Annotated in this window: 15 protein-coding genes; 10 read left to right on the top strand and 5 right to left on the bottom strand. The window is 68.1% G+C overall.

Features of this window, described 5'->3' with window-relative positions:
- Positions 1-431: 431 nt before the first annotated feature.
- The 4 genes from AQY21_RS06370 to AQY21_RS06355 all read left to right on the top strand — a co-directional run bounded on the left by AQY21_RS06370 (position 432) and on the right by AQY21_RS06355 (position 3,279).
- Positions 432-875, top strand: coding sequence for a hypothetical protein (locus AQY21_RS06370; RefSeq protein ID WP_058096919.1), 444 nt, complete (start codon positions 432-434; stop codon positions 873-875).
- Positions 876-955: 80 nt separating this feature from the next.
- A complete protein-coding gene (gene ahcY / locus AQY21_RS06365) occupies positions 956-2,347 on the top strand; it encodes an adenosylhomocysteinase (RefSeq protein ID WP_058096918.1) in 1,392 nt (463 codons plus the stop codon).
- A gap of 61 nt (positions 2,348-2,408) precedes the next feature.
- A complete protein-coding gene (locus tag AQY21_RS06360) occupies positions 2,409-2,843 on the top strand; it encodes an HIT family protein (protein ID WP_058096917.1) in 435 nt (144 codons plus the stop codon).
- Between the two features lie 94 nt (positions 2,844-2,937).
- A complete protein-coding gene (locus AQY21_RS06355) occupies positions 2,938-3,279 on the top strand; it encodes a DUF2853 family protein (protein ID WP_058096916.1) in 342 nt (113 codons plus the stop codon).
- 78 nt (positions 3,280-3,357) lie between these two features.
- Here the strand turns inward: AQY21_RS06355 and AQY21_RS06350 are convergent, their stop codons facing one another.
- Positions 3,358-3,975 carry an enoyl-CoA hydratase/isomerase family protein gene (locus AQY21_RS06350; protein WP_058096920.1) on the bottom strand — a complete coding sequence of 206 codons (618 nt, stop codon included), beginning with the start codon at positions 3,973-3,975 and terminating at the stop codon, positions 3,358-3,360.
- Positions 3,976-4,061: 86 nt separating this feature from the next.
- Between AQY21_RS06350 and AQY21_RS06345 the strand changes: the two genes are divergently transcribed.
- The 4 genes from AQY21_RS06345 to AQY21_RS06330 all read left to right on the top strand — a co-directional run bounded on the left by AQY21_RS06345 (position 4,062) and on the right by AQY21_RS06330 (position 8,488).
- Complete coding sequence (locus AQY21_RS06345) at positions 4,062-5,624, top strand: DUF2125 domain-containing protein (protein WP_058096915.1); 1,563 nt, start codon at positions 4,062-4,064, stop codon at positions 5,622-5,624.
- 94 nt (positions 5,625-5,718) lie between these two features.
- Positions 5,719-7,071: a TldD/PmbA family protein gene (locus AQY21_RS06340; protein WP_058096914.1), complete on the top strand. Its 1,353-nt coding sequence runs from the start codon at positions 5,719-5,721 to the stop codon at positions 7,069-7,071.
- Entirely contained in the window at positions 7,058-7,879 is an 822-nt protein-coding gene (locus tag AQY21_RS06335; RefSeq protein ID WP_058096913.1) for a 3'(2'),5'-bisphosphate nucleotidase CysQ, read from the top strand. The genes AQY21_RS06340 and AQY21_RS06335 overlap by 14 nt, the downstream gene beginning before the upstream one ends.
- A 60-nt stretch (positions 7,880-7,939) precedes the next feature.
- Positions 7,940-8,488 (top strand): flavin reductase family protein, encoded by a 549-nt coding sequence (locus AQY21_RS06330; protein WP_058096912.1) that lies wholly within the window; start codon positions 7,940-7,942, stop codon positions 8,486-8,488.
- Between the two features lie 90 nt (positions 8,489-8,578).
- On the opposite strand, the gene AQY21_RS06325 is transcribed toward AQY21_RS06330, so the two are convergent.
- Genes AQY21_RS06325 through AQY21_RS06310 form a run of 4 tightly spaced genes read right to left on the bottom strand, consistent with a single transcriptional unit; the run spans position 8,579 to position 12,630 of the window.
- Positions 8,579-9,229 (bottom strand): membrane integrity-associated transporter subunit PqiC, encoded by a 651-nt coding sequence (locus tag AQY21_RS06325; protein ID WP_058096911.1) that lies wholly within the window; start codon positions 9,227-9,229, stop codon positions 8,579-8,581.
- A gap of 1 nt (position 9,230) precedes the next feature.
- Complete coding sequence (locus AQY21_RS06320) at positions 9,231-11,297, bottom strand: intermembrane transport protein PqiB (protein WP_058096910.1); 2,067 nt, start codon at positions 11,295-11,297, stop codon at positions 9,231-9,233.
- Complete coding sequence (locus tag AQY21_RS06315; RefSeq protein WP_058096909.1) at positions 11,294-11,953, bottom strand: paraquat-inducible protein A; 660 nt, start codon at positions 11,951-11,953, stop codon at positions 11,294-11,296. The genes AQY21_RS06320 and AQY21_RS06315 overlap by 4 nt, the downstream gene beginning before the upstream one ends.
- Positions 11,950-12,630 carry a paraquat-inducible protein A gene (locus tag AQY21_RS06310; RefSeq protein ID WP_058096908.1) on the bottom strand — a complete coding sequence of 227 codons (681 nt, stop codon included), beginning with the start codon at positions 12,628-12,630 and terminating at the stop codon, positions 11,950-11,952. Before AQY21_RS06310 ends, AQY21_RS06315 begins: the two co-directional genes overlap by 4 nt.
- A gap of 269 nt (positions 12,631-12,899) precedes the next feature.
- Here AQY21_RS06310 and AQY21_RS06305 point away from each other — a divergent pair, with 269 nt between their 5' ends.
- Both AQY21_RS06305 and AQY21_RS06300 read left to right on the top strand, forming a co-directional pair.
- Positions 12,900-13,700: a flagellar motor protein MotB gene (locus AQY21_RS06305; RefSeq protein ID WP_058096907.1), complete on the top strand. Its 801-nt coding sequence runs from the start codon at positions 12,900-12,902 to the stop codon at positions 13,698-13,700.
- A gap of 87 nt (positions 13,701-13,787) precedes the next feature.
- Positions 13,788-14,204, top strand: a 417-nt coding sequence (locus tag AQY21_RS06300; RefSeq protein WP_152988131.1) for a flagellar hook-basal body complex protein, incomplete at its 3' end; no start/stop codon positions are given.

The following is a 14,204-nucleotide window of genomic DNA, read 5'->3' as shown; positions in this document are numbered from 1 at the left end:
TGCTCGATAACGGCGAACTGAAAAATATCGAACCGGCGCTCGGCGCGAACGCCGCCAAGCGCTTCAAGCTGCGAGTGGTGATAGGAAGATGGCCTGACAGTCGACCGGTGTCCCGAAAGCCTCTGGCGCAAAATGGCCCGACGAGGCCGGCCCCTTTATGAGGATCGGGATGCGCGGATCTCCATCTTGGCAGCGGCCGAAGAGCCGACATGCCGGATACGTTTGTGCAGACTGCTCACACCATCACCCAATCGGCGCTTGCAACCGGGGCGGGCCATACGTTTTGCGTAGCCTCGTTGCGGCCCTTCTAAGCCATCCGGGGCAGTCCTGCTAGCGCTCACATTCGCGCCTTTTGCGGAACCTTCCGGGAACCCCGGCGGGTCGGCGGGGGTTTTGCCGCCAATCACCCGCGCAAGCGAAAGGTTGAGGCAATGAACATGATCCCGGTCCCCCGCATCGCACCCGCCCTGCTGGCGGTGCTGCTGGCCCTGCCGGGCCAATCCGCGCAGGCGGCGATCCAGACCCGCGAGGAGAACATGGCCAATCCCCGCGGCTGGTCCGCCATCGCCGGCATGGACCCGCGTGCCGTGCGCGAGGTCGCCCGCACCCTGCCGCTCTCCGAGAACGCGGTGGACGACCAGCCCTGGTGCGACCGCAAGGCCGAGCTGGAGCGGACCCTGCGCCACGATTTCGGCGAAAGCAAGGTGGCGTCGGGCGGCGAGGGCACGACGCTCTGGGGTTCGCAGGTCATGGGCACCTGGACGGTGGTCTTCGAGCGGCCGGATGCGACGAGCTGCGTGATCGCCTCGGGCATCGGCTTCAGCGACGGCACCAATCCCGAGGTGTTCTTCGTCAAGGCCGGGCTGAACGGCTGATCCCGGGGGCCCAGTCTTCGATTTGCGCCGCATGGCCGGGGATGCTAAGGCCGCGCCAAGAGCAAAGGCGCGAGGGCCCCATGACCGATTACATCATCCGAGACATTTCCCTTGCCGAATACGGCCGCAAGGAACTGGACATCGCCGAGACCGAGATGCCCGGCCTGATGGCCCTGCGCGCCGAATATGGCGAGGCAAAGCCGCTGAAGGGCGCCCGCATCGCCGGCAGCCTGCACATGACGGTGCAGACCGCCGTGCTGATCGAGACGCTGGCGGCCCTGGGCGCCGAGGTCCGCTGGGCCTCGTGCAACATCTTCTCGACCCAGGACCATGCGGCGGCGGCGATCGCCAAGGCCGGCATCCCGGTCTTTGCCGTCAAGGGCGAGTCGCTGCCGGAATATTGGTCCTATACCGACCAGATCTTCCAGTTCGCCGAAGGCCCGGCGAACATGATCCTGGACGATGGCGGCGACGCGACCATGTATGTGCTGCTGGGCGCGCGGGTCGAGGCGGGCGAGACCGGCCTGATCGACGTGCCGACCAGCGAGGAGGAGGAAGCGCTCTTTGCCCAGATCCGCAAGCGGCTGGCGGCCTCGCCCGGCTGGTTCACCCGGCAGCGCGACGCGATCAGGGGCGTCAGCGAGGAGACGACGACCGGCGTGCATCGGCTCTATGACCTGCACAAGAAAGGGCTCCTGCCCTTCCCGGCGATCAACGTGAACGACAGCGTCACCAAGTCGAAATTCGACAACAAATACGGCTGCAAGGAATCGCTGGTGGACGGCATCCGCCGCGCCACCGACGTGATGATGGCCGGGAAGGTCGCGGTGGTCTGCGGCTATGGCGACGTGGGCAAGGGCTCGGCCGCCTCGCTGCGCGGCGCCGGCGCCCGCGTGAAGGTGACCGAGGTCGATCCGATCTGCGCGCTGCAAGCCGCCATGGACGGGTTCGAGGTGGTGCTGCTGGAGGACGTGGTCGGAACCGCCGACATCTTCGTCACCACCACCGGCAACAAGGACGTGATCCGCATCGAGCACATGCGCGAGATGAAGGACATGGCCATCGTCGGCAACATCGGCCATTTCGACAACGAGATCCAGGTCGCCGCGCTGCGCAACCACAAATGGACCAACATCAAGGAGCAGGTGGACATGATCGAGATGCCCTCGGGCAATCGCATCATCCTGCTGTCCGAAGGCCGCCTGCTGAACCTCGGCAACGCGACCGGGCACCCGAGCTTCGTGATGTCGGCCAGCTTCACCAACCAGGTGCTGGCGCAGATCGAACTCTGGACCAAGAGCGACGCATACGCCCCGGGCGTCTATATCCTGCCCAAGGCGCTGGACGAAAAGGTCGCCCGGCTGCATCTGGACAAGATCGGCGTCAAGCTGACCAAACTCTCCAAGGAGCAGGCCGACTATATCGGCGTGACCCCGCAAGGCCCGTTCAAGGCGGACCATTACCGCTATTGAGCCATTCGCGCAGTCCCCGGCATCGGGGGCTGCGCCGCAAACCGGGAAGGAGGGTTGCCGGATGTCCGACGATTGCCTGTTCTGTCGCATCGCGCGCGGCGAGTTGCCGGCGCATCGGGTCCATGAGGACGAGCAGATCCTGGCCTTTCTGGACCTGCATCCCATCCGTCCCGGCCATTGCCTGATCATCCCCAAGCGGCATTACCCCTGGTTCGAGGACCTGCCCGAGGATCTTGCCACCCGCATCACCGGCTGCGCGCAGCGCCTGGCCCGGCAGATGAAGGCGCTTTACGCGGTCGAGCGGGTGGCGCTGTTCTATACCGGCATCCATGTCGCCCATGCCCATGCGCATGTGGTGCCGATGCATCATGTGCATGACGTCTCGTCGCAAGCCTATTTGCAGGACGGCCTTGGCAGCTTCTCGGCGCCGCCGCAGCTGCCGGCCGAGGAAGGCGCCCGCATCGCCGAGGCGCTGGCCCCGGCCTTCGCAGGATAGGCACGCCGCGCCGCAAGCGTGCGGTTTCAGTTGATATTTGCCCGCCCGGCGCTAGGCTTCCCCTCGGATGACCAATCCAAAGGGGGACGGAGCAATGAGCAAGCGCGACGATCTGATCGCCAAATACGCCGCCGACATGAAGGACAAGCTGGGCGTCACGCCCGACATGGACCTGCTGGCCAAGGTGGTCATCGGCTGCGGGCCTTCGATCTACAATGCCGATGGCGAAACCGTGGCCGGGTCGGACAAGACCGAACTGGAACGCATCAGGACCAACTACCTGGTGAAAAAGCTGGGCCTGCCCGACGGTCCCGAGCTTTCCGCCGCCATCGACGCGGTGATCGAGAAATACGGCAGCTCGAACCGCAACAAGTATCGCGCGGTGGTCTATTACATGCTCTGCACGCATTTCGGCAGACAGTCGGCCTATGCCTGACGGCCGTGACGCAACGTCACGAAACAGTCCCGGCAAGGGCTGACGCCCAGGCGCCGTGCGGGCGCGGGTCAGACGCCGTCAATCCAGCATCCGCTTGATCGCCTCCACCTGCTCGGCGCTGGCGGCGCAGGCGTCGGCGGCCAGCGCCGCGGCCTCGTCCAGCAGCGCCTCGGGCGCGACCAGCCGGTCGACGAGCCCCCAGGCCAGCGCCTCCTCGACGGGGATCTTCTGTCCTGCCATCAGGATCATCTTGGCGCGCGCCGGCCCGACCAGCGCCCGCAGCCGCACCGGATCGCTGGGCTGGGGCAGAAAGCCCAAGCGCATGACCGGATAGAAGATTTTCGCACCCGGCACCGCCAGCCGCAGATCGCAGGCCAGCACCATGCCCAGGGCGCCGCCCGCCGCCGTGCCGTTCAGCGCGGCGATGGTCAGGCAAGGCATCGCGGCGACGCGGGAGGACAGCCGCTCCCATTCCGGCGACAGCGCCAGCCCGGCGCGGGCCTCGTCCAGATCGGCCCCGGCGGAAAACACCGCGCCCTCGCCGGTCAGGATCACGGCGCGCAGGCCGGGCTCGGCGGCAAGGGCGTCGAAGGCCGCGGTCAGATCGGCCAGCATGGTGCCGGTCAGCGAGTTGGCCTTGGCCGGGCGCGAAATGGTGATGCGCCCGATCCCGCCGACGATTTCCCTTGCGATCATCATTCCCTCCTTGGACCCGCGCGCTGGCTGTGGCAGAAACCGGATCGGTGTTTCTTATGCAATTCTCGCCGGAAAGGTGTTATGAAATGAACCTGCGACTGACAAGCTCGGCCCTGGCGCTGGCCGCGATGACCGCCCCGGCCCTGGCCGATGTCACCTCGGAACAAGTGTGGCAGTCCTGGGTCGATTACTACCAGTCGCTCGGCTATAGCGTGACCGAGGGCAAGCGCGACAAGGCGGGCGATACGCTGACGCTCAGCGATGTCGCCATCAGCGGCGGCGTGCCCGACAGCCAGGTCAGCTTCAGCATTCCCCAGGTCACGCTAAGCGACAGCGGCGACGGCAAGGTCCGGACGGTCTTTGCCGACCAGATGACCGGCGAGGCGCATGGCACCGATCCCGACGGGCAAAGCTACAGCCTGCCCTTTACCGTGGACCTGCCGGGCAACGTCATCATCACCTCGGGCGCGGCCGAGGACATGACGCATGATTTCGACTATCCCACGATGGATTTCACCCTGACCACGATCAAGAGCGGCGACAAGGAAACCCCGCTGCCGATCAAGGTCGGCGTGGCGGATTCGACCGGCACCTTCCACATCGTCGCCGGCTCGCCCGCGAAATACGACTATGCGATGCAGTCGGGCAAGGTCACCTTCTCGGGCGATGTGGACAGCGAGGAAGGCGACAAGGTCAAGTTCGAGGGCAGCCTCAGCGATCTGGAAACCACCGGCGAGATGGCCGTCCCCGGCGACGCGAAGATCGAGGAGGACATGAACGCCGCGCTGAAGGCGGGTCTGGCCATGAGCGGCGTGCTGAAGGCCGGCGCGCTGGTCGCCAGCTTCGACTTCGCCGGCACGGACGAGGCCGGCCAGCCGACCAGCGGCGCCGGCAAGTACGACGGCAAGGGCTTCGACCTGAGCTATAACCTGTCGCAGGACGGCATGGCCTACCAGGCCGGCTCGGATACCGGCAGCTTCGAGCTGACCAGCAGCGACATGCCCTTCCCGATCAACTATGCGATCGAAAGCGGCAGCTTCGACATGCAGCTGCCGGTGATGCAGTCGGACGAGGCGCAGCCCTTCAAGTTCGCCTATTCGCTGGCCGGGCTGACGCTGGGCGATGCGATCTGGAACCTGTTCGACGCCCAGGGCCAGCTGCCGCGCGACCCGGCCTCGCTGGATATCGACGTGACCGGGCAGATGAAGGTCACCAAGGATATCTTCGACCCGGCCAGCATGGCGCCCGCGCCCGAGGAAGCTCCGGCCGACGGGACCACCGAGAGCGCCGAGGGCATGGATGCGGCGGAAGCCGAGCCGCAGCCCTTCGAGCCGGTCGAGGTCAGCATCAACCAGTTCGCCCTGAACGCGCTTGGCGCCAAGGTGAATGCCGAGGGCGCGCTGAAGGCGCCGGAAACCGGCGACATGACCACCCCGGTCGGCGAGATCAACGCCAGCTACGAGGGCGTGAACGGGCTGATCGACAAGCTGGGCGCCATGGGCCTGATCCCCGAGGACCAGATCATGGGCGTGCGCATGATGATGGCCATGTTCGCCAAGCCCGTCGCCGAGGGCGAGGACAAGCTGGAAACCAAGCTCGAGTTCAAGGAAGACGGCTCGATCTTTGCCAACGGCCAGCAGATCAAGTAATCCATCCGGCGCGCCGCCCGGCGCCCTGACGGATCGCATTGCGGGGGCCGGGCGTTGACGTCGCGGCCCCGTGTCCTATTCCAAGGTGAACCGCATGTCCGAATATCATCGCCTCGAGGTCCTGACGCAGCAGCTTCTGGCGGCGGCACGCAAGGCGGGCGCCGACCAGGCCGATGCCGTGGCGCTGGAAGCCGCCGCCGTCTCGGTCGATGTGCGCGCCGGCCATCTGGAGCACGCCGAACGCGCCGAGGGGGTCGAGATCGGGCTGCGGGTGCTGATCGGCGGGCGGCAGGCCTGCGTCTCGGCCTCGGACCGCTCGGCGCGCACCATCGAGGAGATGGCCGCCCGCGCCGTCGCCATGGCCCGCGAGGCGCCGGTCGACGACACGCTGGGCCTGGCCGAGCCCGGGCAGCTGGCCACCGAGACCGACAGCAGCCGGCTGGACCTTTACGACCACAATCCCGAGCCGACGCCCGAGCAGTTGCAGGACCTGGCCCTGCGCGCCGAGGCGGCGGCGCTGGCGGTCGAGGGCGTCTCGAAGATCGAATCCGCCGGCGCCAGCCATTCGCAGCGCCGCATGTGGCTGGCGGCGTCCAACGGCTTTTCGGCCGGCTACGGCCGCAGCGGCCACAGCCTGTCCACCGTCGCCATCACCGGCGAGGGGCTGGGAATGGAGCGCGACTGGGCCGGCGAAAGCCGCGTCCACGCCGCCGACCTGCCCTCGCCCGAAGAGATCGGCCGGCTGGCCGCCGAACGCACCGTCGCCCGGCGCGGCGCCAGGAAACCGCCCACCGGCGCCTTCCCGATCCTCTATGACGAGCGCATCGCCTCGGGGCTGATCGGCCATCTCGTCGCGGCGGTGAACGGCGCCTCGGTGGCGCGCGGCGCCAGCTGGCTGCGCGACGCGCTGGGGGAACAGGTGCTGCCCAAGGGCCTCGACCTGCGCGAGGATCCGCATCGGCCGCGCTATGGTTCCTCGCGCCTGTTCGACGGCGAGGGGCTGGCGACCGCGCCGCGGCTGATCGTGGCGGACGGCGTGTTGCAGGGCTGGACGCTGGACCTGGCGACCGGGCGCAAGCTGGGCATGGATTCGACCGCCAATGCCATGCGCGGCGCCGGCAGCCCGCCCTCGCCCGGCGTGACCAATCTGGAGCTGACCCCGGGCGCCAGGACGCGGGACGAGCTGATCCGCGAGATGGGGCGCGGCCTGGTGGTGACCTCGATGCTGGGTGCCTCGATCAACAGCACCACCGGGGATTATTCGCGCGGCGCCGGCGGCTTCTGGATCGAAAACGGCGAGATCGCCTATGCCGTCAACGAATGCACCATCGCCGGCAACCTGCGCGACATGCTGCTGCGCGTGACGGCGGCGAACGACCTGCCCGACTGGCGGGCGATGCGCGTGCCCAGCCTGCTGGTCGAAGGGATGACCGTTGCCGGCGAGTGACCTTGCGCTTCTGGAACAGGCCGCTCATGAGGCGGGCGAGATCGCGCTGCGCTACTGGCGGCGCGATCCCCGGGTCTGGGACAAGGGCGACGGCGCCGGCCCGGTGACCGAGGCCGACCTGGCCGTCAACGCGCATCTGGAGCGCCTGCTGCGCGCCGCCCGCCCCGATTACGGCTGGCTGAGCGAGGAAAGCGCCGACGATCCGGCCCGGCTTCAGGCCGAGCATTGCTTCATCATCGACCCGATCGACGGCACCCGCGCCTTCATCGACGGGCAGGTCGGCTTTTCCAATGCGCTGGCGATCACGCGCGGCGACCAGGTGGTCGCGGGCGTGGTGCATCTGCCGGCGCAGCGCACTACCTATGCCGCCGCGGCCGAGGGGCCGGCCCTGCGCGACGGCAGGCCCATCGCGCCCTCGGCGCATGGGTTCGAGGGCGCGCATGTGCTGACCGGCAAGCCGAGCCTCGACCCGGTGCATTGGCGCGGCGCGGCGCCGCCGCTGAAGCGCGGCTTTCGCCCCTCGCTGGCCTGGCGGCTGTGCCTGGTGGCGGATGGGCAGTTCGACGCCACGCTGTCCACCCGGCCGGCCTGGGAATGGGACGTGGCGGCGGGCAGCCTGATCGCCGCCCGCGCCGGCTGCGTGGCCAGCGACCTTACCGGCGCGCCGATGCGCTTCAACGCGGCCCGGCCGCTGACCGACGGGCTGGTGGTGGCGCCGCCCGCCCTGCACGATCAGCTGCTTGCGGCGATGACCCCGCACCGGCTGCGCGCCGCCAGCCAGCTTGATGCCCCGCCGCGCGGCGGCTAGAAAGGGGAAAAGGCCGGAGCCGCTCTGGTCTAGTCCCGCAGACGACGACAGGGCGCGAACATGAGCCGTCTTCCCCCCGCGACCCGCGACCGGCTGGCCGACGAGATCACCTTCCATCCCGCCACCGCCGAGGCGCGGCTGCTGCGCGAGGCGCTGGGGCGGTTCGCCACCGGCGTCACCGTGGTCACCACCGCCGGGCCGCAGGGGCCGCTGGGCATGACGGTGAACAGCTTCTCCAGCGTCTCGCTGGAGCCGCCGCTGGTGCTGTGGTGCCCGGCCCGCACCTCGGCCCGCCATGCGGCCTTTGCCGAGGCCGGGGCCTGGTCGGTGCATGTCCTGGGCTCGGAGCAGCTGGAGACCTGCCTGCGCTTCACCCGCGGCGGCCGCCAGTTCGAGGGGCTGGACACGGTGCTGACCCCCGAGGGCGTGCCGGTCATCCCGGGCGTGGCGGCGCGTTTCGACTGCGCCGCCCATGCGGCGCATGAGGCGGGCGACCATTCGGTGCTGATCGGGCGGGTGCTGCGCGTGACCGTGGCGGGGCCGGGCGATCATCCCCTGGTCTTCGCCGCCGGCCGCTTCGGCCAGTTCGAGCCCGAGGACGCGGGGTAAAGGGGGCTCTGCCCCCACGCCTTGCGCGCCCCTTGATGGGGCACGCAAGGCGTTCCCCCGGAGTATTTGAAAAACGGTGAAAGGCCCGGTTCAGCTGCCTTCCAGCGGCGGCAGCGGCTGCGAGAAGATGTCCTCGATCCGCGGCACCGGCGCGGTGCTGGTGCGGATCGATCGGCCTGGCCCGGACAGCGTGGCGATCTGCCGGGCAAGCTGGGCGATGGCCTGCGACTGCGCGCGGGCAATGGCGGCGGGGTTCTGGTCGGCGAGCGGCACGGAGATGTCGAAGCCGCGCGCCTGGTTGGCGCCGCCCGCGCCCTCGTCCGAGACGAAATAGCGCCCGGTCAGGCGATAGAGCCCGTCGGCCTGCGCTAGCGCCTTCTCGACCCGCACCTCCAGCCGGCGCCTGGGCGGTTCGGCCAGCGGCCAGGGCTCGGCGATCACCGTGGCGCCCGAGAGGTCCGAGATGCTCCGCGCCAGCGTCAGCGTGAAGGCCCGCTGGGGGTTGTCGGCCCAGAGCTGTTTCGTGTTCGAGCGCACCGCGCCGTCCCCGGTCTGCCAGCTCACCTCGTCGCCCGAGGCGTATTCCGGCAAGGACACGTCCTTCAGCTCCGCCGTGCCCAGCCGGTCGGCGACGCGCTCGCCGGTGGCCGGCGGGTCGATCAGGTAGCGCGCGGTCTTTTCGCCGTTCGAGCAGGCGCCGAGCAGGGCAAGACAGGCGGCGGAGGCAAGGATCAGGCGCATCTTATCGTCCCAGGATGAAGGCTTGCGGATTGCGCTCGATGGTTCGCGCCAGGCTGCCGAAGGCATTGGCAGCGCGGCGCATCTCGCGCATCAGGTTGATGGTCTCGGTGTTGAAGCTGGAGCGGTCGCCATAGGCGGCGATCACCGCATCGGCCCGCGCCGCCAGCGCCTCGAGCCGCGCGGAAAGCTGCGGCAGGCGCTTGGCAGCATCCGAGACGTCCTGCGCCGCCGTGCTGGCCGAGGCGAGCGCGTTGTTCAGGCTGCCCGCCGCATTGCCGTCGCGCAGGTCGTTGAGCAGGCCGGAGGCGGATTTCAGCGTCTCGGACAGGTTCCTCGGCAACTGCTCGGCATCCTCGGTGCCCAGAAGCGCGCGCACGTCCCTGAGGATGCCCTCGGCCTCGGTGCCGATGGCGGCGTAATCCACCGCCTCGATCTTGACCGCGGCGGCGTCGATCTGGTCGACCATGGCCGGCACATCGGCGGCAGCGAGCTTGACCGCCTCGGCGGCGGCGGCGGCCTCGTCCACCATGCGGCGCAACTGGCCCACGGCGCCGGATTCGCGCAGCTCGGTGGTGACCTGCCGGATCTCGCCGGCGGCGGCCTGCGCATCCTCCAGCGTGCCGCGCAAGGCGCCGGGGATGGCGCGGGTGTCCTCGCTGCTGGCGATGGCGGTGACGCTGTTCATCATGTCGGTAACGGATTTCAGCGCCTCCTCGATGGGCAGGTTGCCGACGCGGGTGAGGAAGCCCTGCGCGGTCTCGCTGAAATCGGAAATCTCGCCGGGGACCGAGGGGATGACCGGATAGGGCTGGCCGGCGCGGTCCAGCTCGGCCGGTGCGGCATCGGCCAGCTCGACCAGCTCGACCTGGAGCGAGGTGCCGAAGAAGCCGGCGCTGGCGACGCGCGCCCGCAGGCCGGACCGGACCTGGCCGGAGAGGAAATCCAGCGCCTGTTCCGAGGTGGTATCGCCCGGCAGCCCAAGCCGTGCCGGGGTGATGGCCAGCGTCACCTCCTGCTCGACATGCTCGCGGCCCTCGGCATCGGTGGCGACGCGGGCCGCCAGATCGGTGACGCGGCCCACGGTCAGGCCCATGAACTGGACATTGGCGCCGGTTTCCAGCCCCTTGACCGATTCGCCGATGCGCATGGTCAGCCGCAGCGCCTGGGCTTCGTCGGAAAACAGGTTGGTGCGCGCCGTCGCCTCGTCCGGTTGCAGGGTAAAGACATGCCCGTCCTCGACCGGGGCGCCGCCCGAGGTCAGCGTCGCGAACTCTGCCCCGCCCTGCAAGACCGAGGCCAGCGAGTTCACGTTCAGCGACAGGCCCTGCGCCCCCAGCGAGACCGAAAAGCCCGAGGTGTCCCAGAACACCGTGCTGGTGGTCAGCCGCCCGTCATGCGGCGCGGCGATGAAGACATCGGCCAGCACGCTTTCGTCGTCCTCGGACAGGCGCAGGTTCTGCATCTGCCCGACCGGCAGCCCGCGGAACATCACCGGCGCGCCCTCGGTCATGCCGCGCGAGCGTTCGGTCGAAAGCACGATCCAGGTGCCTTCCTGGCCGAAACTGGTCAGCGGCGGCCTGTCGAGTCCCTGGAAGCGGCTCTGCGGCTCGTCCGGCTTGTCGTCCCAGAAGCCCTCGACGAAGGCGCCGGTCAGCACCGTATCCAGCCGCGAGATGCCTTGCGCCGAGACCTGCGGCCGCACGATCCAGAACTGCGCATCCCTGTCGATATAGGGGGCCAGATCCTTGTCCACGCGCATGTTGACCAGCACCTGTTGCAGGTCCTCGGTAAAGCGAACCGATTCGACCTTGCCCACGGTGATCTCGCGGAATTTCAGCGCCGTCTCTCCCGGGGTGATGCCGGTCGCGTCCTTGAAGGCGACCGAGATCAGCGTGCCGCGGCTGGCAATGGCGTTCCAGCCCACGCCCAGCGTCACGACCAGCGCCGCGATGGGCACCAGCCAGATCAGCGGCAACCCGGCCCGCACGGCGCGGGCGGCGGGCTTGCGGAGGGGGTCGGCAGGTTTGAGAGGGGCGTCGCTGCGCTCGGGCGAGGGCCTGTCCGTCATTCATGGTCCTTGCGGCTGCGCAGCGGAAGGCCGCGCCAGATCAGTCGTGGATCGAAGCTTTGCGCGGAAAGCATGGTGAAGGCAACCGACAGCGCGAATGACACCGCGGCAGGCCCCGGATGGATCGAGGCCACGAAGCCCAGCTGCACCAGCGCCGACAGGATCGCCACGATGAACACGTCGATCATCGACCAGCGGCCGATGAACTCCACCACCTCATAGAGACGCAGCCGCTTATGCGCGGCCTGGACGGTCGCCGGGCGCCCGGCGACCAGCGCCAGCCAGCTGATGGCGATGAACTTGCCGATCGGCACCACGATCGAGGCCAGGAAGACGATCGCCGCCACCCCGTAATTGCCGTAATGCATCAGCTCGACCACGCCGCCGAGGATGGTGGCTTCGCTGTTGCCGCGCAGCCCGCCGAAGGTCGAGGTCTTGAGCATCGGAAACAGGTTTGCGGGAATGTAGAAGACGAATCCGGCCGCCAGCCAGGCCCAGACCGCGTTCAGGCAGCGCCGGTCGGGCGGCACCAGCGTGCTGCCGCAGCGGTTGCAGGTGGTCTCGGCTTCCGGCCAGACCCGGCCGCAGCTGCGGCAGCCGACCAGCCCGGCGCGATGCGCGGTCAGGACCGGCGCCTCGGCCGAGGGCACGCTCATGCCCGCGTCTCCGGCACGATCTCGCGCCCATCCGTGGCCATCCCCGCATCCTCGATGGCGTCCCAGATCGTCGTGGCGCTGGTAAAGACGTTGCTGGCGGCATTGACCAGGATCAGCCCGCAAAATGCCCAGAAAGCCGGCCCCAGGCTGATATTGGCCAGCCCGGCCACCTTGACCAGCGCGATGGCGGTGCCGATGACAAAGATCTCGGCCATGGACCAGGGCCGCAGCGCCTCCGACAGGCGAAAGGCCGGCACGGCATGGGCAAAGGGCCGGCGGTTCCGTGCCAGGGGCAGCAGCGTATAGACCAGCAGCAGCGCCCGCAGCACCGGCAGCCCGACGATCATGCCCAGCACCGCCACGGTCAGCGGCATCAAGGCCCCGTGCGAAAAGGCCAGCGCCACGCCGAAAAGCGAGGTCTGGTTGCCGAAGCCCATGCGCGAGATCTCGAGGAAAGGAAAGAACACCGCCCCCACCATCAGCACCAGCGAGGCAAAGGACAGCGCGATGATCCGGGTGAAGGCGCCGGCGCGCGGGCTGGCCAGCACGGTGTTGCAGCGCACGCAGCGCGCGGTCTCGCCCGGTTCCAGCTCGCGTTCGACATGCAGCGCGTCGCAGCGCGGACAGGCGATCAGCCCCGCGCCGGTGGACAGGTCATATTCGCCCTCGGTCTGCATCGGCCCAGAATATCGGCGCGCGAGCCCGGCGCAAGATGCCGCGCAGACATGGACCGATTCGTCGCCGCGACGCGCCCAGCGGATAAGTCCGCAGCCCGCCGCGACGCAGGAGCCGGTCGATGCAGGATAAGTTTAACTTATTGATATTTACTAGGAAATTTTCCTACCTCACAGGGATGCCCAAAGGAAATAGGCGGCATTTGACCCGTTAACTGGAATTTAGCCGCGCCAGGCTAGACCTTTCGGACAGGCAGCGAAAGGAATGGCTCATGGCCGGAAACGGGGGCGGCGCCCCGATCATCATCAAGAAGGTTCAGGGCGGGGGCGATGGTGGCCATCACGGCGGCGCCTGGAAGGTCGCCTATGCCGATTTCGTGACCGCGATGATGGCCTTTTTCCTGCTCATGTGGCTGCTGAACGCGACCACCGAAAAGCAGCGGCAGGGGCTGGCGGATTACTTCAACCCCACGCTCATCCAATCGACCCGCAGCGGTCATGACGGCCCTTTCGGCGGCGAGGTGCAGGATGCCGAAACCGATTCCGGCCAGGGCGCCGGCGCCTCACGCGACACCCTTGCTGCCCGGGCGCAAGAGGGCCAGGAAACCGGCTTCGAGGACATGGCTCGCCACATCCAGGATCAATTGACCGGCAGCGGCGCCGAATCCCTGCAAAAGGTTAATCTGCTGCGCCATGTCGTGACCCGCATGACGGACGAAGGGCTGGTCATCGAATTGACCGACCTGATGGACGAGCCGCTTTTCGTCGGGGACAGCGCCCAGCCAACGCCTGCCATGAAGGAGCTGGCCGGCATTCTCTCCGGTGTTCTGGGGCGCATCAGGAACGAAATCGCCCTGACCGGTCATGTCCGCGCCTATCCCGAGATGTTGATCCAGTCTCCGGTTTGGGCGCTGTCCGACGCCCGCGCCCATGCCTTGCGCAACCTGCTGGAGGGCGCGGGCTTTGACAGCACGCGCATCCAGCGCGTCACCGCCTTTGCCGACCGGCGCAACCGGTCGGTCAACCCGATGGACCCGAACAACAATCGGATCGAAGTGATTTTACTGAGATGACCGGCCCGGGCGGGGCGCCGTTAGCGGCATGTTAACCCCCAGCCGCCAAGCTTCACGCAGAACGACTCACACAGGGGTGACAACAGAATGTCGATCTCATCTGCCCTCAGTGCCGGGGTGTCCGGGCTCGCCGCGAACTCGACGCGACTGGCCAATATCTCCGACAATATCGCGAATTCCGGCACCTATGGCTACAAGCGGGTGGACACCAGTTTTGAAAGCATGGTTATCAACCAAGGCCGCGGCGGCGGGCTTTACACTGCCGGCGGCGTCCGTGCCACCACCAGCCGGATCGTCGACCAGCGCGGCAACCTGGTTCCGACCTCGCATCCTATGGATATTGCGATTTCGGGACGCGGCATGCTTCCCGTCGTCCATTCCGCGTCCCTGATGTCGGGGGCGAGCACACCACGCGATCTGGTCATGACGACGACCGGCTCGTTTCGCACCGACGACCAAGGCTATCTGCGCACCAGTTCGGGCTTGGTGCTGATGGGCTGGTGC

The organism is Paracoccus sp. MKU1, assembly GCF_001447385.1.
In the GTDB taxonomy this organism is placed as follows: domain Bacteria; phylum Pseudomonadota; class Alphaproteobacteria; order Rhodobacterales; family Rhodobacteraceae; genus Paracoccus.
This window is presented reverse-complemented; position numbering and strand designations above follow the sequence as displayed.